Origin of the sequence: Methylobacterium sp. ap11, assembly GCF_900110515.1 — a bacterium.
Lineage (GTDB): Bacteria > Pseudomonadota > Alphaproteobacteria > Rhizobiales > Beijerinckiaceae > Methylobacterium > Methylobacterium ajmalii.
In genome coordinates this window covers 75,896-101,185 of the sequence record NZ_FOEB01000024.1, presented here as the reverse complement: position 1 = coordinate 101,185, position 25,290 = coordinate 75,896, and the positions used below count along the sequence as shown (strand labels likewise).

Genomic DNA, 25,290 nt, shown 5'->3' with positions numbered 1-25,290 from the left:
CTGGCTCCGGCTGCGGTGTCCGACACGATGGTACCTCCTTGACGGGATGGATGCCGGGTCAGGGCTTCGAGCCCTTCCCGGTGACAGGACACTTTGACAATTGCGTGAACGGTGCGGCGGTCTGCCCTATTCCTCGTCCTCCTCGCCGTCCTCCGGCACCTCGCCCTCCAGGGCTGCCAGCGTTGCGAGGGCGAGCGGTCGGGTGATGCGCCGGCGCCGGCTCAGGCCCTCGCGGTCGAGGACCGCCACCACGTCCCGGGCGCGGGCGAGCGAGCGGTCGAGGCGTAGAGCCAGGGCGTCGACCACGCTGGTGTCGACGACGAGCTGGCGGTCGAGGAACAGCTTGACCAGTACGACCTTGAGCAGCGCCTCGTCCGGCGGGTCGAGGGCGACGCCGGGGGCGAGCCGCAGGCGCGAGCGCAGGTCCGGGGTGGCGAGGCCCCAGGCCTCGACCGGGCCCGAGCCCGTCACCACGACGCTGAGGCCCCGCTCGCGCACGAGGTTGAGGAGGTGGAACAGGGCGGCCTCGTCGCGGCCCGCCTCGCGGTCGGCATCCTCGATCACCAGGGCGTCGGCCCCGGCGATCTCCGGCACCGCCGCCGCGGTCACGGCGGCGACCGGCAGGACGAGGGCGCCGGCGCGCTCGGCGAAGATCGCCGCCAGGTGGCTCTTGCCGCTGCCCGGCGGGCCGGTGAGCACGAGCACCCGGTCCGGCCAGTCGGGCCAGGCCTCGATCCGGGCGTAGGCCGTCTCGTTCGACGGGCTGACCAGGAAGTCCTCGGAGCCGAAGCGGGCGTCGACCGGCAGGTCGAGGGCGAGCTGGCGCGGCTGGTCTGGCATGCGGGGCGGGAGATCTCGCGGGTTCACGGCTTGGAGAGGGCGGGCGGGGCGGCCTCGGCGGCCGCGACCCTCGCCACCGTCGCGTCGGCGGCCAGGATCGGCGTGCCGTCGTGGTAGAGGCGGCTTTCCAGATAGCGCTTCACCCCGAAGCGCGCGACCACGCCGATCGCCGCCGCCACCGGCACCGCGAGCAGCAGCCCGAGGAAGCCGAACAGCGAGCCGAAGGCGAGGAGCGCGAACATCAGCCAGACCGGGTGCAGCCGCACCGCGTCGCCGACGAGCTTGGGCTGGAGCACGTTGCCCTCGAGGAACTGCCCGACCAGGAAGACCCCGACCGTCAGCACCACCGAGACCCAGTCGGGGGAGAACTGCACCAGGGCGACGCCGGTGGAGAGCAGGAAGCCGGTGAGCGAGCCGACATACGGGATGAAGGTCAGGAGACCCGAGATCAGGCCGATCAGCACGCCGAAATTGAGTCCGACGCACCACAGGCCGACGGCGTAGAAGGTGCCGAGCAGGAGGCAGACCAGGGTCTGGCCGCGGATGAAGGCGGTGATCGCCCCGTCGATCTCGCGGCCGAGGGTGCGGGCGGTGTCGCGGTGTCGCGGCGGCACCCAGCGGTCGAGGGTGGCGATCATCCGGTCCCAGTCGACCAGGAGATAGAACGCCACCACGGGCGTCACCACGAGCAGCGAGACGATGCCGACCACCGCCTGGCTGCCCGACCACAGCGAGCGCAGGAAGCCGAGGAGCCAGGCCACCGCCTGCCCGGTCAGGTTGCCGACGGAGGATTGCAGCTCCTGGAACGCGCCGGCGCCGCCGGCCCGTTCGATCAGCGGGCCGGCCCGCTCGGCGATGATCGCCTGGAGCTTCGCGATCATCGCCGGCAGCGAGGCGACGAGGGCGGCGATCTGGTTGGCGGCGAGCGGCACCACCAGAATCAGCGTCAGGATCAGCCCGCAGACGAAGCCCGCGAGGATGAGCAGCGTCGCGGCGAGCCGCCCGAGACCGAGGCGCTCCAGCCGGTCGGCAACGGGATCGAGGGCGTAGGCCAGGGCCGCGCCCGCCACGAAGGGCAGCAGCACGTCGCGCAGCTGGTAGAGCAGGAAGACCAGCAGGGCGAGCACGGCCAGGGTGATGGCGGCCCGGCGTTGGATCGGCATCTGTGCGGCAACCCGTCCCTCACGCGAATCCGTCGCGCCCCGGCCGGCCCGAGATGGAAGCGGCGCGCCGCAGGGTCAAGCGTGGCGTGAGGCGAGGGCGCCCGCGCGCGGTCGTCCGTTGGGGCGTCCGGGGGGCCGTCGGGCCCGGGAACGGGGCGCGGGGCCTGCCCGCGCGGCCGTCAGTGGCCGGCTGGCTGGTCGCCGGCCGGCGCCGAGAGGCGCGCGACGTTGTTGCGGACATGCTCGCGGTAGCGGTCGATCACCGCCTCCGGCGTGCCGCCGCCCAAGAGCGTACCGGTCGCCTCGAGGGCGGCCCCGATCTTCTCGCTCACCATCCGCTGCGCCTCGACCTGGCCGGCGACGCCGCCCCAGGCGAGCTTCATCATGCGCAGCTCGATGACCTTCTGGGATTCCATCGCGAGCATCGCGGTCGCGTACCAAGCGTCGAACATCCCGGTCTCCTTCTGCGGTTGCGGTTCGCGGTCCGGGCCGTCGCGGCCCGGACGGGGCGGCCGGCATCGGGGATGCCGGCCGGAAGCGCGCTCAGGCGGCGCGGGACCGCGGCGGCACCGCGCTCGCCAGGCGGCCCATGCGGCGGGCGAGGTCGGTCCAGCAGGCGAGGGCGGCGTCGAGCGCCCGGCTCATCTCGGCGGCCTGGAGCTGCGCCAGGTCGCCCGGCGAGCGGACGGTCAGGGCCGCCTTCCAGAACGCCACGGCGGCCTGGCCCTCGCCCTGGAAGAACGCCATCAGCCGGCCGTTGATCTCGATGAAGCCCTGCATGGCGGCCAGCGGCGGCTCCTGCGCCGCGCCGGTCCGCCCGGGGGCCTCGGCGGCCGAGGCCGGCGCGGCGGCCGGGATCACCGGCGCGTCCTGCGACGCAGCGACCGGCTCGGGCCCGGCCGCTGCGTCGGTCGCGAGGTTCTTGGCCTCGACATCCTGGGCCCCGACATCCTGGGTCACCGTATCCCGGGCGATGGCCTCGCCTTGCGCGACGGCGTCTTCCCGGGCCGCCTCGACGTCGGCCGGCACCTCGTCGGACGCGGTCGTCGGAGCCTCGGCCGTCTCGGCGACGGGTTCGGCGGGGATCACGTCGTCGGCCCCGGCCGGTTCCGGCTCGGCGACAGGCTCGGGCGCGGCCTCCTGGACCGGCTCCTCTTGGACCAACTCCTCTTGGGCCGAAACCTCTTGGGCGCGGGCCGGCTCGGCCTGATCGGCAAGCACGGTCTCGGCGGTGGCGGCCGTCTCGGCCACGGTCTCGGAAGCCGTCTCGATCGCCTCGGGGGCGGAAGCCGCCGCGACGGCGTCGACCGGGGCGGTCTCGCCCTGGACGGACTGGGATGCACCATTCGTCCGCGCGGCCGTCCGGACGGGCGGGCGGCGGGGCGGCTTGCGGGTCTTGTCGCTGCGGCGCGTGGTCATGGCTCGGCCTCCTCGGGGTAGCGGACGCGCCGCCCTCGACCCGATGCGGGGGGCGAACGCGCGGCAACCGGCGCGCCGGCAGGCTCGTCCGGGGCACCGGCGGATCCGGATCGACGTGTCGGAGGGACCTGTCGGATCGGCTTTGGCGGATCGCCGCGGCGATCGGGGCGAGCGCGCCCGGCCGCGGGCTTCCCGGGCGGGCGGCGGCGCGGGGCCCGATTCGCCGGGGGTGCGGGGTGAGGCCGGGGCCTCACCCGCGGGGCGTCAGGCCCCGGCCTCGGACATCGGTCCGAGCCCTCGGTCTCAGGCCTTGGCCTGGGCCTTGGTCATGTCGGCCTTGATCGACTCGGACAGGGTGGCGAACTCCTTCGCCTGGGTCTGCAGCGCGCTCATCTGGTTGCGCATGTACTCGCCCTGCAGCTCCAGGGCCTCCTTGACGTCGCGGGTGCGCACGAGCTTCTCGGCGAGGTCGAAGGTCGCGGTGGCGTGCTGCTCGGTGTAGTCGAAGCCGCGGGCGACGGCGGTGCCCATGCCGGTCTGCGAGGTCTGGGTCGAGGTCTGCACGGTCTCGGCGAGCTTGCGGGCGGAGCCCAGGAAGGTGCCGAACGCGGTGCGGGCGTTCTGCACGCCCTTCTCGGCGAAGTCGCGCATCTCGGACGGGATCTCGAAGGGCTTCTGGGTGCTGCTCACGGGCGTGGGCTCCGGCTTGTCGCTATGCGCGCCGCCCGATCGAATTTGTGCGACGCAGCAATCACGATGCTGCAACGCAACGCAAGAGTCAACGGGTCGGGCGTCCCGCGGGGCTTGCGCGGGAAGGGGCCGGCCTTACTGCGTCAGTCGGAACTGCGCGATTGAGCGGCCGATGCTCTGGAAGGCCGGCTTCAGGTCGTCGGCGGTGATCACGTTGTAGAAGAACCCGTCCTTGCTCGCGCAGGACCGTAGCATGTCGGCATTCCCGTCGATCACCCGCACCGTGTAGATGACGATGCCGGCGGTCTTGGCGGCCGTGCAGGCGCTGAGCGTGCGGGCGTCGATGACGCTGTCGTCGACGCAGCCGGGGAGGGCGAGGAGATCGTACAGGAAGTTGCCCGTGCAGGCGATCTTCCAGCGGTTCTGCGTGTTCAGCCCGTCGGTGAGCACGATCATGACCTTCGTGACCCGGCCGTCGGCGAGGCTCGCCGCGCTGGCGAGCGGCCCGTAGGGCGTGAGCGCCTCGAGGCCCCACGCGACCCCGATGGTGACGTTGGTGGCGCCGCCCGCGCTCATCGCGTCGATGGCGGCGTTGAGCGTCCCGTAATCGGTGCCGAGGGGGCGGATCGCCGCCAGGGTCGGCTTGCCGTTCTGGAGCGAGGCGCAGCGGTCGGCCGGGTAGGCGGCGGCGCCGGACGGCTCGGTGCTCGGGGCCTGGACGTCGTAGGGCTGGTCGCGGTCGGCGATGCAGCCCTGCCAGCTCGCCGGGCCGACGGTGCCGAGCTTGGCGTAGCTGAGCCAGCCGGCGCTCGTGACGGCGGTGCCGAGGTTCACCTGCGTCGAGAACGGGACCAGGGCGACCTTGGCATCCGCACGGGTGGCCACGACCTTGTCGAGGTAGGCGAGGAAATCCTTGGCCGCCTGCTTCAGGGCCGGCAGCTTGCCGGCGTCGTTCATCGAGCCGGTGTTGTCGAGCACCAGCGCCACCTCGAGCGACCGGCCGCCCGACATCGCCTGCGACGTGCCGCCGACCACGAGCGGGCCCGGGTGCATCAGGCGCCCGAGGGTCATCTCCACCTGGGCGGTGGCGCTGACCGTCACCTGCGTGCCCGCCCGGGCCGGGGTGAAGCCGGTCACCGTCACGCCGGTCTGGGGCGGGAAGCTCGCGTCGAAGAAGGCCCGGGCGCGGGCCTGGAACGCGGCCTCGGACGCCAGGGTCGGCGCCTCGCGGATCACCGCCAGCACCGCCGCGTCGGTGGCGGTCTGGAGCTTCGCCCGGACCGCGGCGGCACGGGCGTAGTCGATCCCCGCCCCGACCAGGAAGAGCACCGGGATCATCGTCAGCGCCATGATCACCGCGATGGCGCCGCGGCGGTCGGATCGGAAGCGGGCGAGCAGCCCCATCATCGCAGGTTCGCCCTCCCGGCGCCCTCGGCCTTGGTCTAACATGACAAGGCCTAACGACTGGGAGGTTAAGGCTTCGGCCGGTGGTTTCCCGGCCGTGGCGGGGGTGGGGGTAACCGTCTGTCAAGGTTTCCGGGCCGGCCGTCGCGCAAGGCGGCGTTAACGAAGATCCGTCATCGTTGCGGACAGTCGTGTTCCCGGGTTCGGGACATCCTCGGTCGCCGCCGGCGGCCCTACGAGTATCTGACGAGGACTGCCGATGCGCGCCCTGCGGTTCCGCCCCACGCCCGCCCTTCTCGCGGCCGGCATCCTCGGTCTCGGCACCCTGTCGGGCTGGGGGGCGTACGGCGTCTCCTCGTCGGGCAAGAGCGCGCTGCGGGCCCAGCTGGCCGAGACCGAGGGCCAGCGCGACGCGCTCGCCGCCCGCTTCAAGCAGTTCCAGGACGTCGAGGCCGAGCTGCGCGACCGCCAGGCCAAGATCGCCGCCGCCCGCGACGAGATCACCCAGATGGGAGCGACCCGCGAGAAGGCCAAGGCACAGCTCGCCGCCACGCAGCGCGACCTCGCCGCCCTGACCAAGCGCCTCGACACGGCGCGCGACAAGGTGAACCAGACCGGCAGCATCACCCCGGCGGCGCCGGCGGCCGAACCGGCGAAGAAGCCGGCGCGGTGAGGGAAAGCCGCCGGTCGGGGGACGGCCGGAGCTTCCGACGTATCGACGGTCCGGCGGCTCAGGCCGGGACGCCGTCGAGCACGATGCCCTGCGGGTGCTGCAGCGCCGTCTCGGCCTCGCGGCGCGACAGGCTCTCGACCAGGGCGGCCCATCGCATCCCGACCTCGTGCCGCAGGGTGAGGCGGCCCGCCTCGTCGTAGCGGCGCCAGCCGCAGCGCGACGCGCCGTCGGCGCCGACCTCGTCGTAGGTCTCGTAGCGCGCCACGAGGCGGTCGCCCGGGTCGTATTCCCGATGGAACCAGGACAGCCCGAACACCCGGCCGCCGCGGCCGAGCATGCCGTCGCTCTCGAGGCGGTGCTCGCCCGGGATGCGGAAGATGGTCTCGAAGGGCGGGGGATCGCAACGCATGGGGGGAACTCCATCGCGGGGGTGACGAGGGAGCGGCGCCATGAGGGCCGTGGGCGCCGAGTCGGGCCCGGGCCGACGGCCGGGCCGGAGGAGCCGCGCCGAGCCTGTGCCGTCCCGAGACGGTCCGGACGCTCGCGCGTTTAACTTCTATTAAGAATTTGTGCGCCGCAAAAGCCGGTGGGTCAAGCCCGGCGCGCTGCCTCGTTCCCGGGCGGGCGCGCCGGTATCGGTCTCAGGGCCGTCGCTTACTGTCCCTTGGCGGCGATGGCCTCCGACCAGGCGACGGAGCGCCGGGCCATCGGGATGTGCTGGCGCTCGAACATGCGGCCGTTGATCTGGATCGCGCCGCGCCTGGCGTTCTCGGGCCGCTCGAACGCCTCGATCACCGTGCGGGCCACCGCGACCTCGGCCTCGGTCGGGGCGAAGGCGGTGTTGGCGAGCGCCACCTGGCTCGGATGGATCAGGGTCTTGCCGTCGAAGCCGAGGATGCGGGCTTGCTCGCATTCCTCGCGGCAGCCGTCGAGGTCGGAGAAGTTGTTGTAGACGCCGTCGAGGATCGTCAGGCCCTCGGCCCGGGCGCCGGCGAGCGCGGTCATGAGCCAGGGCATCATCGGGGCCCGGCCCGGCACGATCTGCGTCCAGGTGTCCTTGGCGAGGTCGTTGGTGCCCAGCACGAAGCAGGTCAGACGGGTGCCGGGGTTGCGCCGCGCCGCCGCGATCGCCTGGATGTTGAGGATCGCCGCCGGGGTCTCGATCATCGCCCAGATCTTGATGCCGGCCGGCGCGTCGAGCGCTTCCAGCCGGTCTGCGATGTTCTCCAGCACCGCCGGGGAGGAGACCTTCGGCATCAAGATCGCGTCGGGCCCGGCCTCGATCGCCGCCCGCAGGTCCGCCTCGCCCCACGGGGTCTGGGGGGCGTTGACCCGGATGATCAGCTCGCGGTCGCCGTAGCCGCCCTGGCGCACCGCGGCGCAGACCTGCTCGCGTGCCACGTCCTTGGCGTCCGGGGCGACCGCGTCCTCGAGGTCGAGGATCAATGCGTCGGCCGGCAGGCTGCGCGCCTTCTCGAGGGCGCGCAGGTTCGAGCCCGGCATGTAGAGCACGCTGCGGCGGAGGCGGAGATCGATCATCGCGGGCTTCCCCAGGGTTCGCACAAGGCCGTCGCGCAGGAATGTCGCGCCCCGGATCCGCGAGGGAAGCCGCGGGGCCGCGTCGCCGCCCTGCTTAGCCGATCGGACCGGCCGCGCCAGCCCGGCGATCGTCGGACGGAGAAGGGGGCGATCCTACTCGGCGGCGATGCGCCGGGGGCCGAGGTCGAGGGCGGCGTGGCCCAGGGTCTCCGCCACCGCGGTCAGGACCCGCGACAGCGCCTCGAAGCCGGGACGGGGCAGGAGCTTGCGCTCGTCCATGTAGAGGGCGCGGTTGATCTCGATCTGCAGGGCGTGGCGGCCTTGCGCCGGCTCGCCGTAATGCTCGGTGACGAAGCCGCCCGCATAGGGCTTGTTGCGCACCACCCGCAGGCCGTGGGCGCGGAACGCGGCTTCCGCGCAATCGATCAGGTCGGGCGCGCAGGCGGTGCCGAACCGGTCGCCCAGCACCACGTCGACCGCCTGGCCCTCGTCGCGCGACAGGCTCGTCGAGGGCATCGAGTGGCAGTCGATCAGGACCGCGTGGCCGAAGGTCCGGGCGGTGCGGGCCACCAGCTCCTTCAGGGTCCGGTGATAGGGCTTGTACAGCTCCTCGATGCGCGCCAGCGCCTCCTCGACGGGAAGCCGGCCGCGATAGATCTCCTGGCCGTCCGCCACCACCCGCGGCACCGTGCCGAGGCCCCCGGCCACCCGCATCGAGCGCACGTTGACGAAGGGCGGGAGGCGGCCCTCGAACATCCGCGGATCGAGCTCGTAGGGCTCGCGGTTGACGTCGAGATAGGCCCGCGGGAACGCGGCCCGCATCAGCGGGGCGCCGAGGCCCACGACGGGCGCGTAGAGCCGGTCGACGAAGGCGTCCTCCGAGCGGCGCAGGGCCACCGCGTCGAGCCGCGAGGCCGCCACGAAGGAAGCCGGGTAGACCGCGCCCGAATGGCCCGTGTTGTAGACGAACGGCAGGGTCTGCCGCTCCGGCTCGTCCACCTGGAAGGGCGGGGCGAACAGGCTCGCGGGGGAAGCTCGGCTCATCCGGACGCGCCGGGGCGGGGGGCGGGACGCGGTCGCACCATCATCATCCGGCTAATCTGGCGCCCCGGCCCGGGCCTGTCCACTGCCGGGCGGCCCCGCCGGGGCACGATTCCGCCGTGGATGGAGCGGCCCGGCGGCGCGGCGTCAACACTCTGTTTACCACGACGCCGCTTTATGGAATGAACGCTCCGAATCGGTATCCGGGACTTTCGTTCATGAAGATCCTCCTCGCGGAAGACGACAACGACATGCGTCGCTTCCTCGCCAAGGCGCTCCAGAACGCAGGCTACGACGTGGCCTCGTTCGACAACGGGCTCTCGGCCTACAACCGCCTGCGCGAGGAGCCGTTCGAGCTCCTGCTCACCGACATCGTGATGCCCGAGATGGACGGCATCGAGCTGGCGCGCCGCGCCACCGAGCTCGACCCCGACATCAAGGTGATGTTCATCACCGGCTTCGCCGCGGTGGCGCTCAACCCCGATTCGAAGGCCCCGAAGGACGCCAAGGTCCTGTCGAAGCCCTTCCACCTGCGCGAGCTGGTGACCGAGGTCGAGAAGCTGATGGCGGCCTGACAGGGCCGTCCGGAGGCAGGCCGTCCACGCGCCGCTGGCGCGCGGGTCCGCCCGCGCCTATATCGGGCCCTCCCCCAGCAGCGCGAGCCGTCGGATGCAGCCGGTCACGATCTACACCACCAGCTGGTGCCCCTATTGCTCGGCGGCCAAGTCGCTGCTCCAGGAGAAGGGCGCGGCGTTCACCGAGATCGACGTCGAGGCCAAGGCCGGCGCCCGCACCGAGATGGTCGGGAAGGCCGGCGGGCGCACCAGCGTGCCGCAGATCTTCGTCGGCGAGACCCATGTCGGCGGTTGTGACGACCTCTACGCCCTCGACCGCGCCGGCCGCCTCGATCCGCTCCTGGCCGGCTGACGGCCGGCTGACCCCCTGGCGGTGTGGGGGCCTTGCGGCGTAAGCTTCCCGGACCGTCCCGGAGTCCGCCGCCCATGACCGCTCCCCGCTTCGTCGCCGCCTGCGTGCAGATGCGCTCCGGCCGCGACCCCGCGCTGAACCGCGACGCCGCGGTGGCGGGGATCCGCGAGGCGGCCGAACGCGGCGCGCACTACGTCCAGACGCCCGAGATGACCTCGCTGCTCGAGCGCGACCGGCCGAGCCTCTTCCAGAAGATCCGCGCGCCGGAGGACGATCCGACGCTGGGCGCGCTGCGCGACGTCGCCCGCGAGCGCGGGGTGGTGGTGCATGTCGGTTCGCTCGCGGTGAAGAACGGCGACAAGGTCGCCAACCGCGCCTTCGTGATCGACCGCGAGGGCGCGATCACCGCGTCCTACGACAAGCTCCACCTCTACGACGTCGATCTGCCGAACGGCGAGAGCTACCGCGAATCCGCCACCTATACCGGCGGCGCCCGGGCGGTCGTCGCCGACCTGCCCTGGGGCCGGCTCGGCGTCGCGATCTGCTACGACGTGCGCTTTCCCGCCCTCTACCGGGCGCTGGCCGAGGCCGGGGCCGAGATCCTGTCGGCGCCGGCCGCCTTCATCCGCCAGACCGGCGAGGCGCATTGGCACGTGCTGCAGCGCGCCCGGGCGATCGAGACCGGCTCGTTCATGATCTCGGCCGCGCAAGGCGGCCGGCACGAGGACGGGCGCGAGACCTACGGCCACTCCCTCATCGTCGATCCCTGGGGCCGGGTGCTGGCGGAGGCCGACGGCAACGAGCCGGGGGTGATCCTGGCCGAGATCGACATGGCCCTCGTCGCGGATGCCCGCGCCCGCATCCCGGCCCTGCGCCACGCCCGGCCGGTGGTGGTGGTGGAGGCGGCCGGCGCCTGACGCCGGACCGTCGTTCCCGCCGCCTCGTCGGCGACGGACCGGTCCTTGGTGTCGTCGCGAACGAGGCGTCCCGGGCCGCATTTTCGCCCCACGGCGCGTCTCAAGCGTCGCATCGCCCTCGCAACGGCGCCCCCGCCCCCCGATATCCGGTCCCATGATCCGCTACGCCCTGTCCTGCGATTCCGGCCACAGCTTCGAGAGCTGGTTCCCGTCGAGCGATTCCTACGACGCCCAGGCGCAGGCCGGCTTCGTCACCTGCCCGTTCTGCGACAGCGCGAAGGTCACCAAGCAGATCATGGCGCCGTCCCTCGGCCGCGCCGCGGCGCTGCCGGCCCCGGCCGGCGCGCCGGCCCGGGCGGAGGCCGCCCCCGCCGTCCCGGCGCCCGCCGAGACGCCGGTCAGTCTGGTCTCCGAGCCCGAGCGCCAGCTGCGCGCGATGATCCGCGCCCTGCACGAGCAGGTCGCCCGCTCCGCCGACCATGTCGGGTCGAACTTCGCGACGGAAGCCCGGCGGATGCATTACGGCGAGACCGAGCAGCGGGCGATCTACGGCGAGGCGAGCCTCACAGAGGCCCGCGCCCTCGTCGACGAGGGCATCGCCGTGCAGCCGCTGCCGCCCCTGCCCGACGACCGGAACTGAATCGTCAGCTCGCCAGAAAAAGGACCGAGCGGTCGGAGGCCTCCAGCACCGTCTCGGCGAGGGGGCCGAACGATGCGGCCTCGCCGGCGCGGCGCGTGACACCCATCACGATCAGGTCGTGGTCGCCGGCCCGCGCCTGGCGCAGGATCTCGCGCTCGGGCGAGCGGGTCGCCCGGACATGGGCGTGTACCCGCAGCCCGGCCCGCTCGGCGAGATCGAGCACCTCGCGCAGGGCCGCGGCGTCGCCCTGGCGCATCCCGGCCAGGCGCCGGCCGGCGCCGTCGGCAAGGAAGAGCACGCAGAGCGGCGCATTCGCGCCGCGGGCCAGGGTAACGGCGATCTCGGCGCCGCGGCGGGCCGCCTCGGTGCCGTCGATCACCGCCAGGATCGCAAGCGGCGCGTCCGGGTCGTCGCGATGCGCGCCGCGGGCGGCCGCGATGGCGAGCGGCCCGTCGAACCGCTCCGCCGCGCCGGCCACCGCGTCGGCAAGGCCGCCTTCCGGTGCGACCGTGGGGTCGATGCCGACGATCAGGAGGTCGTAGCCCTTGGCGGCCTCCTCGCCCACGGCCTCGGCGGCGGGCGTGGGGCTCGCGTGCTCGGTCACCTCGACCGGCGCGGCCTCCTCGCCCCGTGCGGCCTCCGCGGCCGCCGTCACCGCGCCCGCGAGACGGGTCTCCTCGGCGGGCTCGCCGAGCCGCACCACGGTCACCGGCATGCCGCGCGAGCCGGCGACGAGGCCGGCGATCCGCGCGGCGAAGCGGCCCTTCGCCCCGTCGTCGGCGGCGACGAGCAGGCGTTCGAGCCGCGCGACGAAGCCGGTCTCCTCCGCCGCCTCGCGCGCGAGCCGCGCCTTCTCCTCGCCTTCGAGCGGCAGGCGGTGGAGGGCCCAGCGCAGCATCGGCGGCATCGCCAGGGTGGTGATCAGCGCCATCGCGACGATCATCGTGAACAGGTCCTGGCTCAGCGCCCCCATGCCGAGCCCGATCGATGCGACGATCACCTCGGTCGAGCCGCGGGCGTTCATCCCGCAGGCGAGCGCCAGGGATTCCGGCCGCCGCAGGCCCCCGATCAGCCCGCCCGCGAAGGCGCCGGCGAACTTGCCGAGGCTCGCCACCGCGATGAGCCCGAGGGTGAGGAGCAGCAGGCGCGGGTCGCGCAGGATGGTCAGGTCGGCGCTGAGGCCCGCGAGCCCGAAGAAGATCGGCGCGAACAGGGCGGTCACGACGCCGCGCAGCTGCTCGTCGATCCGGCGCGTCAGGATCGGCGACTGGCCGACCAGCAGCCCGGCCACGAAGGCGCCGAGCACCGTGTGGACGCCGATGGCCTGCGTGACGAGCGCCAGCACCCCCATCAGCACTAGGATCGCGGTGATCACCGCCGCCTCGCTCCTCAGCGAGTCGTTGGCCCAGCGGATCAGCCAGAAGACCAGGCGGCGCCCGACCGTCAGGCTGATCCCGAGGAAGACCAGGGTGCCGGCGAGGCTGCGGCCGACCTCCCACGGATCGATGGTGCCGGCCCGCGCCAGGCTGAAGATCACCGCGATGATCACCCAGCCGATCGTGTCGTCGATGATCGCCGAGGCGACGATCACCTGGCCGACGTTGCGGCGCAGGAAATTCATCTCGCGCACCACCATGGCGACGATCTTGACCGACGAGATCGCGAGCGCGGTGCCGAGGAAGAGCGAGGTGACGAGGCGCAGCTCCGGGTGCGGCAGCATCGCCGCGGGCAGGAACCAGCCGAGGAGGAAGCCGCAGGCGAACGGCACCGCGACGCCGGCGACCGAGACGCTGACCGCCGCGCGCCGGACCTTGCGCACCAGGGCGAGGTCGGTCTCCGTCCCGGTCATCATCAGCAGCAGCAGGATGCCGAGCTGGGCGATGCCGTCGAGGAGCGCGCGCTGGTCGCGTCCGGGCGGAAACAGCCAGTGCTGCGCCTCCGGCCAGACCGCCCCGAGGAACGACGGTCCGAGCAGCAGGCCGGCGAGCAGCTGGCCCATCACCGCCGGCTGGCCGACCCGCAGCATCGCCTCGCCGAGCAGGCGCCCGAGGCTCAAGAGCAGTACGATCTGGATCAGCAGCACCACCTCGGACGGGCCGCCGGCCGAGCCGATCCCGGCGGCCTGGGCGCTGCCGGCGACGATGAACGCGGCCGTGGCCAAGGTCAGGGCGGGGAGGGCACGCCTCACGCGGCAGGTCCCGGAGCGGGCCGGGAAGAAGGGCAGTGCCACGCGGATCGCTCGGGTCCTCGCCGGGGTGCGGCCGTCAACCGGGCCGCACTGCCCCGGTTCCGGGGCGATCAGCGGGCGGGAGCGAGAATCCCGTCCTCCGGGTGGCAGCGGCGCGCGAAGCGGCGCAGGACGGAGCGGCGGCGGTGGGGCAGGCGCGGGAGGTCGTCGGGCTGCCGGGTCGCGGCGGCGGCCGGCTCGACCGTCCCGGACCGGCGGTCGAGCCACGAGAGAAGGGCCGCGGCCACCGCCGCGCTGACGGCGCCGGCGATGGCGCCCGCCGAGGCCGCCACGGCCGGACCGTCCTGGATCAGCCAGGTCGCGGCCGCCATCCCGCCGCCGATCGCCGCCGTCATGGTGAAGAACATCTATCGCATCCCCTTTGGGCGAAGACGTTCTCGGGGGCCGGCGGGTTCGCGCGCTCCTGCGGACAGGGTTCACAAGTCCTGAATCCCGTCGAGGTCGGCGCCACCGGCCGCGATCGGCAAGGGGATCATTAAGGGTCGCCGCCTAGGCTCCCGGATGGTCAACCGTTTGAGTACCCGGCCCGTGTCCCTGCGTACCAATCTCTTCCTCGCGACCGTCGCGAGCCTCGGCTTCGCCACGGTCTGCGCCGTCTGCTCGGCGCAGCTCGACCGCGAGACGCCCCGCCCGCAGCTCGTCGCCGCCTTAAAGCCCGTGATGCCGCTCGACGAGCCGGTCACCACCGGCTCGATCGTGCCGACGCCGCCGATCGCGAAGGCCGCCCGGATGGCGCGGCCCGAGAAGATCGAGGCCAAGAAGGCCGAGGCGGCGAAGGAGGCCCGCAGGGAGGCGAAGCCGAAGCCCGAGCCGGCCCTCGATTCCGAGCGGCTGGCCGCGCTCCTGGCCGAGCCGACGGTGATGAAGCCGAAGCGCTGAGGCGGCCCGTCAGCCCCGGCGCAGCGCCCGCAGGGCCCCGGTCCCGGCGAGCGCCGCGAGGGCGAGCGCGATGAGGGCGTTGTAGCCGGCGAGCGAGATCCCCAGGAAGCGCCAGGCGGCCGCGGTGCAATCCACCGGGCGGGTGGCCTGCAGGGACTTGAGGAAGTCGTCGACGCCGGCCGGCGCCGGGCCGGCGCCGCCGCCGCAATCGCTGGGTCCGGGCCAGAAGCCCCACTCGGCCCCGGCATGGTAGGCGCCCAGGGCCGCCCCGACGAGGAAGATCACCGCCACCAGGGCGAGGAGCCCGCCCGCGAGCCGGCGCGGCAGCAGCAGCGCGGCGGCGAGCAGCGGCAGGGCGAGGTAGTAGGGCTGGCGCTCAGTCAGGCACAGCTTGCAAGGCACGTAGCCGAAGCCGTGCTGGAAGATCAGCGCCCCGCCGACGGTGGCGGCGGCGCCGACGAGCACCAGCAGGGCGGTCGGCCGGGGCGCCGTGAGCCGCGCGGCGAGGGAGGGAGCCATGGGAGTGCCGGCCATGGGCCAATCCTCAGATCAGGTAGCGGAAGCCGACGAAGCCGAGCACGGCGACCGCGACGCAGATCGCCGCCACGGCGTTCAGGTGCCGGTCGAGGACGGTGCGGATGCCGACGCCGTAGCGGCGCACGAGTCCCGCCAGGATGAAGAACCGCGCGCCCCGGGTGATCAGCGACAGGACGACGAACCAGAACAGGTCGTAGCCGGCGAAGCCCGACGTGATGGTGACGAGCTTGTAGGGGATCGGCGTGAGCCCCTTCAGCAGGATCACCCAGTGGCCGTAATGGGCGTAGGCCTCGCGGAACTGGTCGGCGCCCTTGTCGAGGCCGTAGAGGTGGAAGAGCCAGGCGCCGAGGGAATCGTAGAGCAGCGCGCCGATCGCGTAGCCGGCGATGCCGCCCGCCACCGAGGTCAGCGTCGCGACGAGCGCGTAGGTCCAGGCCTTCTCGGGCCGGGTCACCACCATCGGCACCAGCATCACGTCGGGCGGCACCGGGAAGAACGAGCTCTCGGCGAAGGAGACCGCGCCGAGCGCGTAGGGGGCCGAGGGGCGCGCGGCGAGCGCGAGGATCCACTCGTAGAGGCGGCGCAGCATCGTGGGGATCAAGCCCGTCAGTCGTCAGGTGGCGCCCTTTGAGCACAGGTTCGCGGCGCTGGCGAGGGTTCCGGCCGCCACAGCCGGGCGGGAAGCGTCCGCTCCGGCGGGGCATCGGCGCCCTGTCGATCCACCGCCGCCCGGCGGGCCGAGATCCCGACCGGCCTCGTCCAGTCGGCCTAGTTCTCCTGGCGGTTCATCTTCACGGTATCCGGTTTCTGCTTGACGGGACTGCACCGTTCCGCCCGATCCGCGCCACGATCGTCTCTCATCGATCGGCCCGGATCTACCGAAGGCCCCGCGCGATGTCGTTCCTGCGTCCGTTCCTCGTCCTCGCCCCGCTCCTCGCCGGCACCGTCCCGGCCGCCGCGCAGGACCTCGTCGCGCGCTGGCAGCGGGCCGACGCGGCCTGCGCCCTGCCGGCCTCGCCGCTGGCCGACCAGGCCTGCGAGGACCGCGACCGCCTCGCCACGGCGCTCCGCCACCAGGGCTGGTGCGAGGCCCGCGCCTCGACCGCCTACGACCATTGGGGCTGGCAGCGTTGCGCGCCGGTCGCGACCGCGCGGGCCGTGACCCGCCGCCGGGCCCGGCCGCACGCCTGATTCGGCCCGCGCAGCGTCCCCGAAGGCTCGGGTACGAACCCTCCCCCGCAAAGCGGGGGAGGGTTATCCGCGTCGGACCGGGACACGCGCCGGCATCGGCAGGCGCGGGGTCCCGCGCGACGGCCCTACACCACCCGCAGCAGCACGTGCTTCTTGCGGCCGAAGGACAGCTTCACCACGCCCTCCGGCGTCACGTCGCCGGTGCCGATCACCGCGCGCTCGTCGGTGACGGGGGCGTCGTTGACCTTGAGGCCGCCGCTCTTCACCTGGCGCCGCGCCTCGCTGGTCGAGGGCACCAAGCCGGCATGATCCGGGCCGAAGGCCGAGAGCACGCCCAGCCCCGCCTCGATCGCCGTGCGCGGCACCTCGACGGTGGGCAGGCTCTGGGCCAACGCCCCCTCCTCGAAGGTGCGCCGCGCCGTCTCGGCGGCGGCCTCCGCCGCCTCGCGGCCGTGCAGCAGGGCGGTGGCCTCGGTGGCCAGCACCTTCTTGGCCTCGTTGATCTCCTGGCCGCCCAAGCCCGCGAGCCGGGCGACCTCGTCGAGCGGCATCAGGGTGAACAGGCGCAGGAAGCGGCCGACATCGGCGTCCTCGGTGTTGCGCCAGAACTGCCAGTACTCGTAGGGGCTCAGCATGTCCGGGTTGAGCCAGACCGCGCCCGACGCCGTCTTGCCCATCTTGGCGCCCGACGCCGTGGTCATCAGCGGGCAGGTCAGGGCGTGGAGCTGCGGCGTGCCGAGGCGCCGGCCGAGATCGATTCCGGTGACGATGTTGCCCCACTGGTCCGAGCCGCCCATCTGCAGCGTCACGCCGTAGCGGCGGTTCAGCTCGGCGAAGTCATAGGCCTGCAGGATCATGTAGTTGAATTCCAGGAACGACAGCTCCTGGTCGCGCTCCAGCCGCAGCCGCACGCTGTCCATCGACAGCATCCGGTTGACCGAGAAGTGCCGGCCGATGTCGCGCAGCATCTCGATGTAGTTGAGGGTGGTCAGCCACTCGGCATTGTCGGCCATCACGGCGGCGTTGGGAGCCGTTCCGAAGTCGAGGAAGCGCGCGAAGGTCTTGCCGATCTCGGCCTTGTTGGCCTCGATCTGGTCGAGCGTCAGGATCTTGCGGGTCTCGTCGCGGCCGGACGGATCGCCGACCCGGGTGGTGCCGCCGCCCATCAGCGCCACCGGCTTGCCGCCGGTCGCCTGGAGCCAGTGCAGCATCATGATCGAGAGCAGGTGGCCGATATGCAGCGACGGCGCCGTGCAATCGTAGCCGACATAGGCCGTCAGCCGGCCCTCGCGGGCGGCCTCGTCCACGCCCGCGAAGTCGGAGCATTGGTGGACGTAGCCGCGCTCCAGGAGGACGCGGAGGAAGTCGGAACGCGGCGCGAAGTCGGTGGGCGCGGCCATGGAACTCTCGATCAGTCTCGCGGGTGGGCAATCTGCCGTGGGCTTGGCGACAGCGCGGTGCCGCCATGCTAGCTCCGTCGGATTCGGAACGGGTCGGTCCATAGCAGTGCCGGCCCCGAAAGGCACGGGGGCGATTCGGGATGACGATGCGGCGCGCGATCGGGCTGATGAGCGGGACCTCCCTCGACGGCGTCGACGTCGCCCTGATCGAGACGGATGGCGAGACGGTCCGGGTCGAGCGCAGCCCCAACGGCTACCTCGAGCCGCTGGGCCCGACGGGCTACCGCGCCTATTCCGACGACGACCGGGCGCTCCTGCGCCAGGCCCTGATCGACGCCGAGGCCGTGACCGAGCGCAGCGAGCGCCCGGGCTGCCTTGCCGCCGCCGAGGAGCTGGTGACGCGCCTGCACGCCGAGGCGGTCGAGAACTTCCTCTCCGAGAACGGGCTCACCGCGGCGGACATCGACGTGATCGGCTTCCACGGCCAGACCGTGGTGCACCGGCCCGACCAGAAGATGAGCGTGCAGATCGGCGACGGCCGAGTTCTCAGCCGCCGCCTCGGCATCAAGGTGGTGTCGGACCTGCGCCACGCCGACATCGAGGCGGGCGGGCAGGGGGCGCCGCTGGTGCCGGTCTTCCACCGGGCGCTGGCCCAGGCCTCGGGCTTCACCGAGAGCCTCGGCATCCTCAATATCGGGGGCGTGGCCAACGCGACGCTGATCGCCCGGGACGGGCGCATCCTCGCCTTCGACACCGGGCCCGGCAACGCGCTGATCGACGACTGGATGCGCGAGCGCACCGGCCACGCGCTCGACGACAACGGCCGCACCGCCGCCCGCGGCCGGCCCGACGAGCAGCTGCTCGCCTGGCTCCTCGTCCACCCGTTCTTCGCCCGCCGGCCGCCGAAGTCGCTCGACCGCAACTGGTTCTCGCACAAGCTCGCCGGCCAGCTCTCGACCGAGGACGGCGCCGCGACGCTGACCGCCTTCACGGCGAGGGCGGTCGCCCGCGCCCTCGACCATGCCTCCGACCCGCCGGTCCGCTGGATCGTCGCGGGCGGCGGGGCCCGCAACGGCGAATTGCTGCGCCAGCTCAACTACCACCTGCGCGCCGAGATCACGACGGCGGACGCCATCGGCTGGTCCTCGGCCTTCCTGGAGGCCCAGGCCTTCGCCTACCTGGCGGTGCGCTCGGTGGAGGGCCTGCCGATCACCTTCCCGTCGACCACGGGCGTGCGCGAGGCGATCAGCGGCGGCGTGCTGGCGCGGCCGGAGGATTAAGCGGGCAGTGCGGCACCGCAGGACGTTGCGCGAGGCCCGTCCCCGCCGGTAAGCCGTCGCGCATGAGCAGCACGTCCTCGATCGGCCTCGTTCCTCCCGCGGCACCGGCCGCCGCGGCGCCCCGGTCCCGCCGCGCCGTGCGGACCTGGCTCTTCGTCATGGCCGCCCTGGTGGTGGCGATGGTGGCGGTGGGCGGCGCGACGCGGCTGACCGGCTCCGGCCTGTCGATCACCGAGTGGAAGCCGGTCACCGGCGCGATCCCGCCGCTCTCGTCCGAGGCCTGGGCCCAGGAATTCGCCAAGTACCAGGCGACGCCGCAATACCGGCTGCTGAACCAGGGCATGACCCTGTCGGAGTTCCAGTTCATCTACGGCTGGGAATGGGGCCACCGGCTGCTCGGCCGGATCATCGGGCTCGCGTTCTTCCTGCCGCTGCTGGTGTTCTGGCTGCGCGGCCAGCTCGACCGGCGCCTCGGGCTCGGCCTCCTCGGCCTCGGCGTGCTCGGCGGCCTCCAGGGCGCGGTCGGCTGGATCATGGTGGCGTCGGGCCTCCAGCCCGGCATGACCGCGGTGGCGCCGATCAAGCTCGCCCTGCACCTGACGCTGGCGAGCGGGATCTATGCCGGCCTCGTCTGGATCGCCGCCGGCCTCGACCGCCGCCGCGACGAGGTGCTGCCGGCGCGGCTCTCCCGCACGGCGCTCGCCCTGATGGTCCTGGTGCTGGTGCAGATCGCGCTCGGCGGCCTCGTCGCCGGCTCGAAGGCGGGGCTCACCTACAACACCTGGCCGCTGATGGATGGCGGCCTCGTGCCCGGCGGCCTGTTCGCCGGCACGCCCTGGATCGAGAACTTCGTCGACAACGTCGCCCTGGTTCAGTTCAACCACCGGCTCGTCGCCTACGCGCTGCTCGCCCTCGCGATCGTCCACGCCCTCGATGCCCGCCGCACCATGCCCGGGACCGGTGCGGCGCGGCGCGCCACCGCGCTCGCCGGCCTCGTCGTCGCCCAGGCGACGCTCGGCATCGTCACGCTGCTGCTGGCGGTGCCGCTCTGGGCCGGCCTCGCCCACCAGGTCGCCGCCATGCTGGTGCTGGGCATGGCGAGCGCCCATGCCCGGCTCGGCCGGGCGCCCGCGCCGGCGGCGCTGCGGGCTATCTGAGGCGAGGAGGGACCGTTCGTCCCACGTTCATGCTCGCGTCTTAACCTCGACGGATCGGGAGGCCGTCTCCCGGCCCCGAGGAGCGGAGGTCCGATTGTCCGCGCAGGAGCACTCCCTGGAACTGTCCTCAGCCCCCGCCCCGCGCTTCGCGCCGGACGGCCGGCCGCTCGGCCTCGTCTGGACCTACACGCCGCGCGAGATGCTCGCCGACAGCATCGTGCACGTGGTCGGGGTCTGCCTCGGCGTGATCGGCGCCGTGGCGTTGACGATCAGCGCCGTCCTCTCGAAGCTCAGCCCCGCCGAGACGGTGGCGGTCGGCGTCTACGCCGCCGGCCTCGTGGCGATGCTGGGGACCTCGGCGGCCTACAACATGTGGCCGATCGGCCGGACGAAATGGCGGCTGCGCCGGTGCGACCACGCCACCATCTTCCTGATGATCGCCGGCACCTACACGCCCCTCGTTGCCCTGGTCGGCACCGACGGCATCGCCCTCGGGCTGCTCGCCGGGATCTGGCTCGTCGCCGTCGTCGGCGCCGCCGTGAAGCTGACCCTGCCGGGCCGCTTCGACCGCCTGGCGATCGCCCTCTACCTGGCGCTCGGCTGGAGCGGGATGATGGTCTACGATTCGGTGATCGCCGCCCTGTCGCCACCGGCCCTGTGGCTGCTCGCCGCCGGCGGCCTGCTGTACTCGCTCGGCGTCATCTTCCACATGTGGCGCCAGCTCCCGTTCCAGAACGCGATCTGGCACGCCTTCGTGCTGGCCGCCGCCGCCTGCCATTATGGCGCGGTGTTCCGCAGCATGCTCGACGTGGGGGCGTGAGACGGCGGAAGTCGGGCGGTCCGGTGATCGGACCAGGGTGGTCCGATTGAGGGCCCGGGCGGTTTTGCGGATCGTTCCGGGGCTGCGGCGGGTCGGAGAAGGGCCCGCGACCGTTCGGATTGACGATCCGGCGGTCAAGGCTTTCGATCCCGGGTTCCGCTTATGCGGCCCTGGAATGATGCGGTAAGCATACTATTACGCGTGTCACCTCGTCTCCGGCAGGATGCAGCAGCTGGAATAATCCTTGAATGTCAGTTGATATTCGATCGACTGTGAGAATGCTTGACTTGAGCAGGATGTTTTATTCCACTCTAGACGTCATCCTGATGTGTTGGCGATCGAAGATCGCGCTCCATCGGAGATGGACTGATCTCGATGGAGGGCTCCAGGGATCGTTGCGCCAGCTGGAGGTCTCCTTCGAAGTCAGTCGATCTTCGATCGACTAACACCTCAGGATGAGGTCGCGTGTGGGAGGCAAGATCGTTCGTTGATCGATTGCGTGTGTCGCACAGGCTCTGACGCTTCAGGATCAGGTCGAGAGCGGGACGCGATCTCCGGGTGAGTCGGGCGAGCCCTCAGAACGGGGTGTAGTCCCCGCCATCCGTGATGGTGTCGAGCGCCCGCTCGATCGAGGTCACGGCGTCCAGCACCATCTGCACCGTGCGCTCCGCCTCCGTGCGCGGCCGGCCCAGGGCGGCGGCGCGGGCGCCGATGTCGTGCAGCTGCTCGGCGATCGTCACGAGGTCGGACACGACCATCGCGGTGGCGCGGGCGGCGGCATCGGGCGCCGGGCGCGGGCGCAGCAGGGGAACGACGTTGCTCATCGGCCGGGACTTTCGCGCAAAGCGCGGGACTCCGCCAGCCGGAGAATCGTGGCCCTCCACACATTCCGCGGAGCGCGGCCCGGGGGGCACAGAGGCCGAGCTTCGCGGCCCCGCGCGGGGCCGGCGCCTTGACGGGGGGGCGGGAGCCGGGCACCCCGGCCCGACTGTCAGAGCCCAGGATCCCCTCATGCGTCTCCTTCGTGCCGCCGCGGCGCTCACCCTCGCGGGCCTCGCCGCCGCCTGCACCAGCTCCGGCGATTCCCGCGGCAGCGGCCTCGCCGAGTCCTTCGACACCAAGAACTACGTGCGTTCGAACGACACCAACGGGACGCAGCGCCGGCCCGACGTGAACCGCGCCTTCACCCAGCCGTCGATTCCGAGCATCTCGAACCGCGGCTTCTGAGCCCGGACGTCCCGGCGGTCATCGCCGCCGGGGCCTTCCCCGTCCGCGAACGGGCGCTCAGCGCTTGCGGAAGAGCGGGTGCTCGACCTTGTCGCCCGGATGGATCCCGAGGCGCGCGGCGGTGCCGGCGTTGAGCTCGAGCACGCCGAGCACCGGCTCGCCGGAGGAGATGGTCCGGGTCGAGAGCGGCTCGGTGTCGGCCGCGATCCGCGCCACCGTGCCGTCGGCGCGGATGAACAGCATGTCGAGCGGCAGGTAGGTGTTCTTCATCCACATCGTCACCGGCTCCATGCGCTCGAAGTCGAACAGCATGCCGCGGTCCGGCGCCATGGTGCGGCGGAACATCAGGCCCTGGGCCCGGCCCGCATCGTCGCGCATCACCTCGACCTGGAAGGCGTGGCGGCCGGAGCGGGAGGCGATCGTCAGCGGCTCGAACGGGCCGTCGGCCAGGGCGGCCGAGGGCGCGAGCGCCAGGAAGAGGAGGAACGCGGCGAGGAGCCGGCGCGGCGAGGCGGCGAGGGGCCGTGCGAAGCGAAGCGACATGACGGTGAGCTAGAGCGCCGTCCGGCGAAGGGGATGGGCGCCCGCCGCCGGACATGCGCGGGAAACCAAAATGGGGGGAGAGGTCCCGTGGCCGTGCCCGGGCCTGCGGATCAGTGCGACGACGGGGGACCGGCCTCGGTCAGGAGGCGCACCTCGGCGGCCATCAGCCCCTTCGAGCCGTCGCCGTAGCGCACCTGGACGTATTCGCCGGGCTTGAGCTCGGCGATGCCGTAGCGCCGCAGCGTCTCCATGTGGACGAAGATGTCCGGCGTACCGTCGCCGCGGCTGAGGAAGCCGAAGCCGCGCAGGCGGTTGAACCACTTCACCACCGCGGTCTCGAGGCCGCTCGTCGGCACCACGGTGACGTGGGTGCGCGGCATCGGCAGCTCGGCCGGGTGGGTCGCGGTGGTCTGGTCGAGGGAGACGACCCGGAACGCCTGCCAGCCGCGGGAGCGCTGCACCGCCTCGACCACGATCCGGGCGCCCTCGCTGGCGCTCTGGTGGCCGTCGCGCCGCAGGCAGGTGACGTGGAGCAGCACGTCCGGCGAGCCGTCGTCGGGTACGATGAAGCCGAAGCCCTTGGCGACGTCGAACCACTTGATGCGGCCGCTGACCTCGACCAGTTCGACCGGGCGCTCGATCGCCGCCGCGTCGAGCCCGGACCGGGTGTCGCGCGCGTCGTCCCCGAACGCGCCCCCTCGCCGTTCCCCGGCGAGACCTGAACCGAACTCGTCCGACATCGTAAGCAACCCACTCGAATCGCGTCGCGCGCTTCACCTGCAGATTAACAAAGTCATGACTCCGGGGAAGCCCAAATCCGCCGAGTTGAGACACCGAAGCGGCCACGTCCCGCGTCGATGTCGCTTCGCGGACGCACAATCTGCAATCCCGGGAGGCAGGGTGCGAGGCCGATGCCCTGCGGTTGCGCCCATCGCCGGCAATCCCACCCCGAGACTGCGCGTTTTCGCCGCAGGCATGGCGGGGGTCCCGGACCCCGTGCGGGCTCGGCTATGACGGCGCCCATCCGCCGTCCGGGAGAGCCGCGATTCACACCCCATCTTCCACGTCCACGCCCATCCGGCGCCTCGCGGTCGTCGACCTCGCCCGCGGCGTCGCGCTCCTGGCGATGGCGCTCTACCACCTGACCTGGGACCTCGGCTTCCTGCGGCTGACGCCCGAGAACCTCGCCCTGACGCCCGTGGGCCGGGCGGCGGCGCACGGTATCGCCGGGAGCTTCCTGGTCCTCGTCGGGATCAGCCTCGTCCTCGCCCGGCCGGGGCGGTCCGGCCGGTGGCGCCCCTACCTGCTGCGGCTCGCCCGCATCGCCGCGGCGGCGGGCGCGATCTCGCTCGCGACCGTCTTCCTGTTTCCCAATTCGTGGATCTTCTTCGGCATCCTGCACTGCATCGCCGTGGCGAGCGTGCTGGCGCTGCCGGCCCTCGTCGCGCCGCTGCCGCTCGTCGGGCTCGCGGCGGCTCTCGTCCTCGCCGGGCCCCATCTCGCGGCCCTGGCAGGGTCTCCGGCTCTCCTCGATGCACCGGGTCTGCTGTTCCTGGGGCTCGGCGCGACGGTGCCGACCACCAACGACTACGTGCCGCTGTTTCCCTGGTTCGGCTTCGTGCTGGCGGGGGTCGGGCTCGGCCGGGTGGCGCTGCCGCGGCTCGCGGCCTCGGCGATCGGCACGATCGCGCCGCGGGGCCGGGCCGGGCGGCTCGCGACGGCGGCGGGGCGTCACAGCCTCGCGGTCTACCTGATCCACCAGCCGGTGCTGCTCGGGCTGCTCTACGGGGTGGCGGCGCTCGCCGGGCCGCATCCGCGGGCGGGGGAGGCGCAGTTCCGGCGCGAGTACCGGGCGAACTGCGCCGAGGCCGGCGGCGGCGAGGCGGCCTGCCGAGTGGCGGCGCGCTGCGTCGTCGAGCGCCTGCGGGCAGAGGGCCTGTGGCGGGCCGGCGGCGGCTTCTCGGCGGAGGAGCAGGGCCGGGCGATCGCGCTGTCCCGAACCTGCTTTCGGGAGGCGGGCGGCGGGTAGCTGCCCGCGCGCCCGGCCCAGTCCTTGGCGCGGATCAGTCCTTGGCGCGCTCGACGTAGGCGCCGTCGGCCGTCATCACGACGATGCGGGTGCCGGTGCCGATATGCGGCGGCACCAGGGTGCGGATGCCGTTCGAGAGCGTGGCGGGCTTGTAGGACGAGGAGGCGGTCTGGCCCTTGGTCACCGGCTCGGTGTCGGTCACCTCGAGGGTGACGCGCTGGGGCAGCTCGAGCGCCAGCGGCACGCCGTTATGGGTCGAGAGCATGACCGCCATGCCCTCCTGCAGGTAGGGGGCCTGGTCGCCGATCACGTCCTTCGGCACCGCGAGCTGCTCGTAGGATTCCGGGTTCATGAAGTGGAACCCCTCCGCGTCGCTGTACAGGAAGGTGTGCTCCCGGTCCTCGACGTAGGCGCGCTCGACCTGCTCGGTGGTGCGGTAGCGCTCCGAGACCTTCACGCCGTCGGTGATCCGGCGCATGTCGAGCTGGGTCACCGGCGTGCCCTTGCCGGGGTGGATGTTCTCGGCGGAGAGGATCACGTAGAGCCGGCCGTCCTTGTCGACGACGTTGCCCTTGCGGAGTGAGCTGGCGATGACCTTCGGCACGGGGCGAATCCTGGACTTGAAGCGTTGACAGAAAGCGGCGGCGTCCGCCAAGCCGCGGGCGTCGCGCGCCGCGCCGGCAGAGGATGCCTTCGGCCCGCCCTATCGCATCTCAGGCGCGACCG

The 25,290-nt window shown here is 72.7% G+C and carries 30 protein-coding genes; 12 read left to right on the top strand and 18 right to left on the bottom strand.

The window, feature by feature from the left end; genetic code table 11:
* Nucleotides 1-126: 126 nt before the first annotated feature.
* The 6 genes from BMX97_RS26000 to BMX97_RS25975 form a co-directional block, all read right to left on the bottom strand.
* Nucleotides 127-840 carry a P-loop NTPase family protein gene (locus BMX97_RS26000; protein WP_091754084.1) on the bottom strand — a complete coding sequence of 238 codons (714 nt, stop codon included), beginning with the start codon at nt 838-840 and terminating at the stop codon, nt 127-129.
* Nucleotides 841-863: 23 nt separating this feature from the next.
* Nucleotides 864-1,997: an AI-2E family transporter gene (locus tag BMX97_RS25995; RefSeq protein WP_091754112.1), complete on the bottom strand. Its 1,134-nt coding sequence runs from the start codon at nt 1,995-1,997 to the stop codon at nt 864-866.
* Between the two features lie 185 nt (nt 1,998-2,182).
* Nucleotides 2,183-2,455, bottom strand: coding sequence for a hypothetical protein (locus tag BMX97_RS25990; protein ID WP_091754083.1), 273 nt, complete (start codon nt 2,453-2,455; stop codon nt 2,183-2,185).
* A 91-nt stretch (nt 2,456-2,546) separates the two neighbouring features.
* Nucleotides 2,547-3,422 (bottom strand): hypothetical protein, encoded by an 876-nt coding sequence (locus BMX97_RS25985; protein WP_091754082.1) that lies wholly within the window; start codon nt 3,420-3,422, stop codon nt 2,547-2,549.
* A gap of 303 nt (nt 3,423-3,725) precedes the next feature.
* Entirely contained in the window at nt 3,726-4,112 is a 387-nt protein-coding gene (locus BMX97_RS25980; protein WP_244533385.1) for a phasin, read from the bottom strand.
* Between the two features lie 135 nt (nt 4,113-4,247).
* On the bottom strand, nt 4,248-5,519 hold the full coding sequence (locus BMX97_RS25975) for a TadE/TadG family type IV pilus assembly protein (protein ID WP_177202358.1): 1,272 nt from the start codon (nt 5,517-5,519) through the stop codon (nt 4,248-4,250).
* A gap of 256 nt (nt 5,520-5,775) precedes the next feature.
* Between BMX97_RS25975 and BMX97_RS25970 the strand changes: the two genes are divergently transcribed.
* A complete protein-coding gene (locus tag BMX97_RS25970) occupies nt 5,776-6,189 on the top strand; it encodes a hypothetical protein (RefSeq protein WP_091754080.1) in 414 nt (137 codons plus the stop codon).
* Nucleotides 6,190-6,247: 58 nt separating this feature from the next.
* Here BMX97_RS25970 and BMX97_RS25965 read toward each other — a convergent pair whose 3' ends face one another.
* From BMX97_RS25965 to BMX97_RS25955, 3 genes are all read right to left on the bottom strand, one after another.
* Complete coding sequence (locus BMX97_RS25965; RefSeq protein WP_091754079.1) at nt 6,248-6,598, bottom strand: hypothetical protein; 351 nt, start codon at nt 6,596-6,598, stop codon at nt 6,248-6,250.
* Between the two features lie 245 nt (nt 6,599-6,843).
* Entirely contained in the window at nt 6,844-7,728 is an 885-nt protein-coding gene (locus BMX97_RS25960) for an HpcH/HpaI aldolase/citrate lyase family protein (RefSeq protein WP_060848920.1), read from the bottom strand.
* 153 nt (nt 7,729-7,881) lie between these two features.
* Nucleotides 7,882-8,772 (bottom strand): N-formylglutamate amidohydrolase, encoded by an 891-nt coding sequence (locus BMX97_RS25955; RefSeq protein ID WP_091754078.1) that lies wholly within the window; start codon nt 8,770-8,772, stop codon nt 7,882-7,884.
* A gap of 215 nt (nt 8,773-8,987) precedes the next feature.
* Here BMX97_RS25955 and BMX97_RS25950 point away from each other — a divergent pair, with 215 nt between their 5' ends.
* The 4 genes from BMX97_RS25950 (at nt 8,988) to BMX97_RS25935 (ending at nt 11,253) form a co-directional block, all read left to right on the top strand.
* Nucleotides 8,988-9,344 carry a cell cycle two-component system response regulator CpdR gene (locus BMX97_RS25950; protein WP_048427828.1) on the top strand — a complete coding sequence of 119 codons (357 nt, stop codon included), beginning with the start codon at nt 8,988-8,990 and terminating at the stop codon, nt 9,342-9,344.
* Between the two features lie 94 nt (nt 9,345-9,438).
* Entirely contained in the window at nt 9,439-9,696 is a 258-nt protein-coding gene (gene grxC, locus BMX97_RS25945; RefSeq protein WP_091754077.1) for a glutaredoxin 3, read from the top strand.
* A gap of 74 nt (nt 9,697-9,770) precedes the next feature.
* Nucleotides 9,771-10,613, top strand: a complete 843-nt coding sequence (locus BMX97_RS25940) for a carbon-nitrogen hydrolase family protein (RefSeq protein WP_091754076.1) — start codon at nt 9,771-9,773, stop codon at nt 10,611-10,613.
* A gap of 154 nt (nt 10,614-10,767) precedes the next feature.
* On the top strand, nt 10,768-11,253 hold the full coding sequence (locus tag BMX97_RS25935) for a DUF1178 family protein (RefSeq protein ID WP_091754075.1): 486 nt from the start codon (nt 10,768-10,770) through the stop codon (nt 11,251-11,253).
* 4 nt (nt 11,254-11,257) lie between these two features.
* Here BMX97_RS25935 and BMX97_RS25930 read toward each other — a convergent pair whose 3' ends face one another.
* Entirely contained in the window at nt 11,258-13,441 is a 2,184-nt protein-coding gene (locus BMX97_RS25930) for a cation:proton antiporter domain-containing protein (RefSeq protein WP_091754111.1), read from the bottom strand.
* A 110-nt stretch (nt 13,442-13,551) separates the two neighbouring features.
* On the bottom strand, nt 13,552-13,848 hold the full coding sequence (locus BMX97_RS25925; RefSeq protein ID WP_091754074.1) for a hypothetical protein: 297 nt from the start codon (nt 13,846-13,848) through the stop codon (nt 13,552-13,554).
* Between the two features lie 181 nt (nt 13,849-14,029).
* Between BMX97_RS25925 and BMX97_RS25920 the strand changes: the two genes are divergently transcribed.
* Nucleotides 14,030-14,380 (top strand): hypothetical protein, encoded by a 351-nt coding sequence (locus BMX97_RS25920; protein WP_091754073.1) that lies wholly within the window; start codon nt 14,030-14,032, stop codon nt 14,378-14,380.
* 9 nt (nt 14,381-14,389) lie between these two features.
* On the opposite strand, the gene BMX97_RS25915 is transcribed toward BMX97_RS25920, so the two are convergent.
* Together BMX97_RS25915 and BMX97_RS25910 are read right to left on the bottom strand one after the other, a co-directional pair.
* Nucleotides 14,390-14,914 (bottom strand): disulfide bond formation protein B, encoded by a 525-nt coding sequence (locus BMX97_RS25915; RefSeq protein ID WP_091754072.1) that lies wholly within the window; start codon nt 14,912-14,914, stop codon nt 14,390-14,392.
* Nucleotides 14,915-14,924: 10 nt separating this feature from the next.
* Nucleotides 14,925-15,506, bottom strand: coding sequence for a YqaA family protein (locus tag BMX97_RS25910; protein ID WP_091754071.1), 582 nt, complete (start codon nt 15,504-15,506; stop codon nt 14,925-14,927).
* A 305-nt stretch (nt 15,507-15,811) separates the two neighbouring features.
* Here BMX97_RS25910 and BMX97_RS25905 point away from each other — a divergent pair, with 305 nt between their 5' ends.
* Nucleotides 15,812-16,108, top strand: coding sequence for a hypothetical protein (locus BMX97_RS25905; protein ID WP_091754070.1), 297 nt, complete (start codon nt 15,812-15,814; stop codon nt 16,106-16,108).
* Nucleotides 16,109-16,233: 125 nt separating this feature from the next.
* Here the strand turns inward: BMX97_RS25905 and tyrS are convergent, their stop codons facing one another.
* Nucleotides 16,234-17,508: a tyrosine--tRNA ligase gene (gene tyrS / locus BMX97_RS25900; protein WP_091754069.1), complete on the bottom strand. Its 1,275-nt coding sequence runs from the start codon at nt 17,506-17,508 to the stop codon at nt 16,234-16,236.
* 140 nt (nt 17,509-17,648) lie between these two features.
* On the opposite strand from tyrS, the gene BMX97_RS25895 reads away from it, so the two are divergent.
* From BMX97_RS25895 to BMX97_RS25885, 3 genes are all read left to right on the top strand, one after another.
* The gene (locus BMX97_RS25895) at nt 17,649-18,788 is read left to right on the top strand and encodes an anhydro-N-acetylmuramic acid kinase (protein ID WP_177202357.1); all 1,140 of its coding nucleotides are present in this window, start codon (nt 17,649-17,651) and stop codon (nt 18,786-18,788) included.
* 62 nt (nt 18,789-18,850) lie between these two features.
* On the top strand, nt 18,851-19,945 hold the full coding sequence (locus BMX97_RS25890) for a COX15/CtaA family protein (RefSeq protein WP_091754068.1): 1,095 nt from the start codon (nt 18,851-18,853) through the stop codon (nt 19,943-19,945).
* A gap of 199 nt (nt 19,946-20,144) precedes the next feature.
* Nucleotides 20,145-20,765 (top strand): PAQR family membrane homeostasis protein TrhA, encoded by a 621-nt coding sequence (locus tag BMX97_RS25885; RefSeq protein WP_091754109.1) that lies wholly within the window; start codon nt 20,145-20,147, stop codon nt 20,763-20,765.
* 575 nt (nt 20,766-21,340) lie between these two features.
* Here BMX97_RS25885 and BMX97_RS25880 read toward each other — a convergent pair.
* Entirely contained in the window at nt 21,341-21,589 is a 249-nt protein-coding gene (locus BMX97_RS25880) for a hypothetical protein (protein WP_048427839.1), read from the bottom strand.
* A 187-nt stretch (nt 21,590-21,776) separates the two neighbouring features.
* On the opposite strand from BMX97_RS25880, the gene BMX97_RS25875 reads away from it, so the two are divergent.
* The gene (locus tag BMX97_RS25875; protein WP_091754067.1) at nt 21,777-21,992 is read left to right on the top strand and encodes a hypothetical protein; all 216 of its coding nucleotides are present in this window, start codon (nt 21,777-21,779) and stop codon (nt 21,990-21,992) included.
* 57 nt (nt 21,993-22,049) lie between these two features.
* On the opposite strand, the gene BMX97_RS25870 is transcribed toward BMX97_RS25875, so the two are convergent.
* Together BMX97_RS25870 and BMX97_RS25865 are read right to left on the bottom strand one after the other, a co-directional pair.
* Nucleotides 22,050-22,535: a DUF192 domain-containing protein gene (locus tag BMX97_RS25870; protein ID WP_091754066.1), complete on the bottom strand. Its 486-nt coding sequence runs from the start codon at nt 22,533-22,535 to the stop codon at nt 22,050-22,052.
* Between the two features lie 110 nt (nt 22,536-22,645).
* Complete coding sequence (locus BMX97_RS25865; RefSeq protein WP_060848906.1) at nt 22,646-23,275, bottom strand: cold-shock protein; 630 nt, start codon at nt 23,273-23,275, stop codon at nt 22,646-22,648.
* 305 nt (nt 23,276-23,580) lie between these two features.
* Here BMX97_RS25865 and BMX97_RS25860 point away from each other — a divergent pair, with 305 nt between their 5' ends.
* Nucleotides 23,581-24,564 (top strand): acetyltransferase domain-containing protein, encoded by a 984-nt coding sequence (locus BMX97_RS25860; protein WP_280142816.1) that lies wholly within the window; start codon nt 23,581-23,583, stop codon nt 24,562-24,564.
* Nucleotides 24,565-24,598: 34 nt separating this feature from the next.
* Here BMX97_RS25860 and efp read toward each other — a convergent pair whose 3' ends face one another.
* Complete coding sequence (efp, locus tag BMX97_RS25855; protein WP_091754064.1) at nt 24,599-25,168, bottom strand: elongation factor P; 570 nt, start codon at nt 25,166-25,168, stop codon at nt 24,599-24,601.
* Between the last annotated feature and the right edge of the window lie 122 nt (nt 25,169-25,290).

Excerpts from the sequence above, each read along its gene's own strand:
- BMX97_RS25875 (WP_091754067.1), top strand. The coding sequence starts at position 21,777 with ATGCGTCTCCTTCGTGCCGCCGCGGCGCTCACCCTCGCGGGCCTCGCC.
- BMX97_RS25960 (WP_060848920.1), bottom strand. The coding sequence starts at position 7,728 with ATGATCGATCTCCGCCTCCGCCGCAGCGTGCTCTACATGCCGGGCTCG.
- BMX97_RS25965 (WP_091754079.1), bottom strand. The coding sequence starts at position 6,598 with ATGCGTTGCGATCCCCCGCCCTTCGAGACCATCTTCCGCATCCCGGGC.
- BMX97_RS25865 (WP_060848906.1), bottom strand. The coding sequence starts at position 23,275 with ATGTCGGACGAGTTCGGTTCAGGTCTCGCCGGGGAACGGCGAGGGGGC.
- BMX97_RS25940 (WP_091754076.1), top strand. The coding sequence starts at position 9,771 with ATGACCGCTCCCCGCTTCGTCGCCGCCTGCGTGCAGATGCGCTCCGGC.
- BMX97_RS25925 (WP_091754074.1), bottom strand. The coding sequence starts at position 13,848 with ATGTTCTTCACCATGACGGCGGCGATCGGCGGCGGGATGGCGGCCGCG.
- BMX97_RS25950 (WP_048427828.1), top strand. The coding sequence starts at position 8,988 with ATGAAGATCCTCCTCGCGGAAGACGACAACGACATGCGTCGCTTCCTC.
- BMX97_RS25870 (WP_091754066.1), bottom strand. The coding sequence starts at position 22,535 with ATGTCGCTTCGCTTCGCACGGCCCCTCGCCGCCTCGCCGCGCCGGCTC.
- BMX97_RS25890 (WP_091754068.1), top strand. The coding sequence starts at position 18,851 with ATGAGCAGCACGTCCTCGATCGGCCTCGTTCCTCCCGCGGCACCGGCC.
- BMX97_RS25910 (WP_091754071.1), bottom strand. The coding sequence starts at position 15,506 with ATGCTGCGCCGCCTCTACGAGTGGATCCTCGCGCTCGCCGCGCGCCCC.
- BMX97_RS25905 (WP_091754070.1), top strand. The coding sequence starts at position 15,812 with ATGTCGTTCCTGCGTCCGTTCCTCGTCCTCGCCCCGCTCCTCGCCGGC.
- BMX97_RS25990 (WP_091754083.1), bottom strand. The coding sequence starts at position 2,455 with ATGTTCGACGCTTGGTACGCGACCGCGATGCTCGCGATGGAATCCCAG.
- grxC (WP_091754077.1), top strand. The coding sequence starts at position 9,439 with ATGCAGCCGGTCACGATCTACACCACCAGCTGGTGCCCCTATTGCTCG.
- BMX97_RS25895 (WP_177202357.1), top strand. The coding sequence starts at position 17,649 with ATGACGATGCGGCGCGCGATCGGGCTGATGAGCGGGACCTCCCTCGAC.
- BMX97_RS25985 (WP_091754082.1), bottom strand. The coding sequence starts at position 3,422 with ATGACCACGCGCCGCAGCGACAAGACCCGCAAGCCGCCCCGCCGCCCG.
- tyrS (WP_091754069.1), bottom strand. The coding sequence starts at position 17,508 with ATGGCCGCGCCCACCGACTTCGCGCCGCGTTCCGACTTCCTCCGCGTC.
- BMX97_RS26000 (WP_091754084.1), bottom strand. The coding sequence starts at position 840 with ATGCCAGACCAGCCGCGCCAGCTCGCCCTCGACCTGCCGGTCGACGCC.
- BMX97_RS25935 (WP_091754075.1), top strand. The coding sequence starts at position 10,768 with ATGATCCGCTACGCCCTGTCCTGCGATTCCGGCCACAGCTTCGAGAGC.
- BMX97_RS25880 (WP_048427839.1), bottom strand. The coding sequence starts at position 21,589 with ATGAGCAACGTCGTTCCCCTGCTGCGCCCGCGCCCGGCGCCCGATGCC.
- BMX97_RS25975 (WP_177202358.1), bottom strand. The coding sequence starts at position 5,519 with ATGATGGGGCTGCTCGCCCGCTTCCGATCCGACCGCCGCGGCGCCATC.
- BMX97_RS25915 (WP_091754072.1), bottom strand. The coding sequence starts at position 14,914 with ATGGCCGGCACTCCCATGGCTCCCTCCCTCGCCGCGCGGCTCACGGCG.
- BMX97_RS25970 (WP_091754080.1), top strand. The coding sequence starts at position 5,776 with ATGCGCGCCCTGCGGTTCCGCCCCACGCCCGCCCTTCTCGCGGCCGGC.
- BMX97_RS25885 (WP_091754109.1), top strand. The coding sequence starts at position 20,145 with ATGCTCGCCGACAGCATCGTGCACGTGGTCGGGGTCTGCCTCGGCGTG.
- BMX97_RS25955 (WP_091754078.1), bottom strand. The coding sequence starts at position 8,772 with ATGAGCCGAGCTTCCCCCGCGAGCCTGTTCGCCCCGCCCTTCCAGGTG.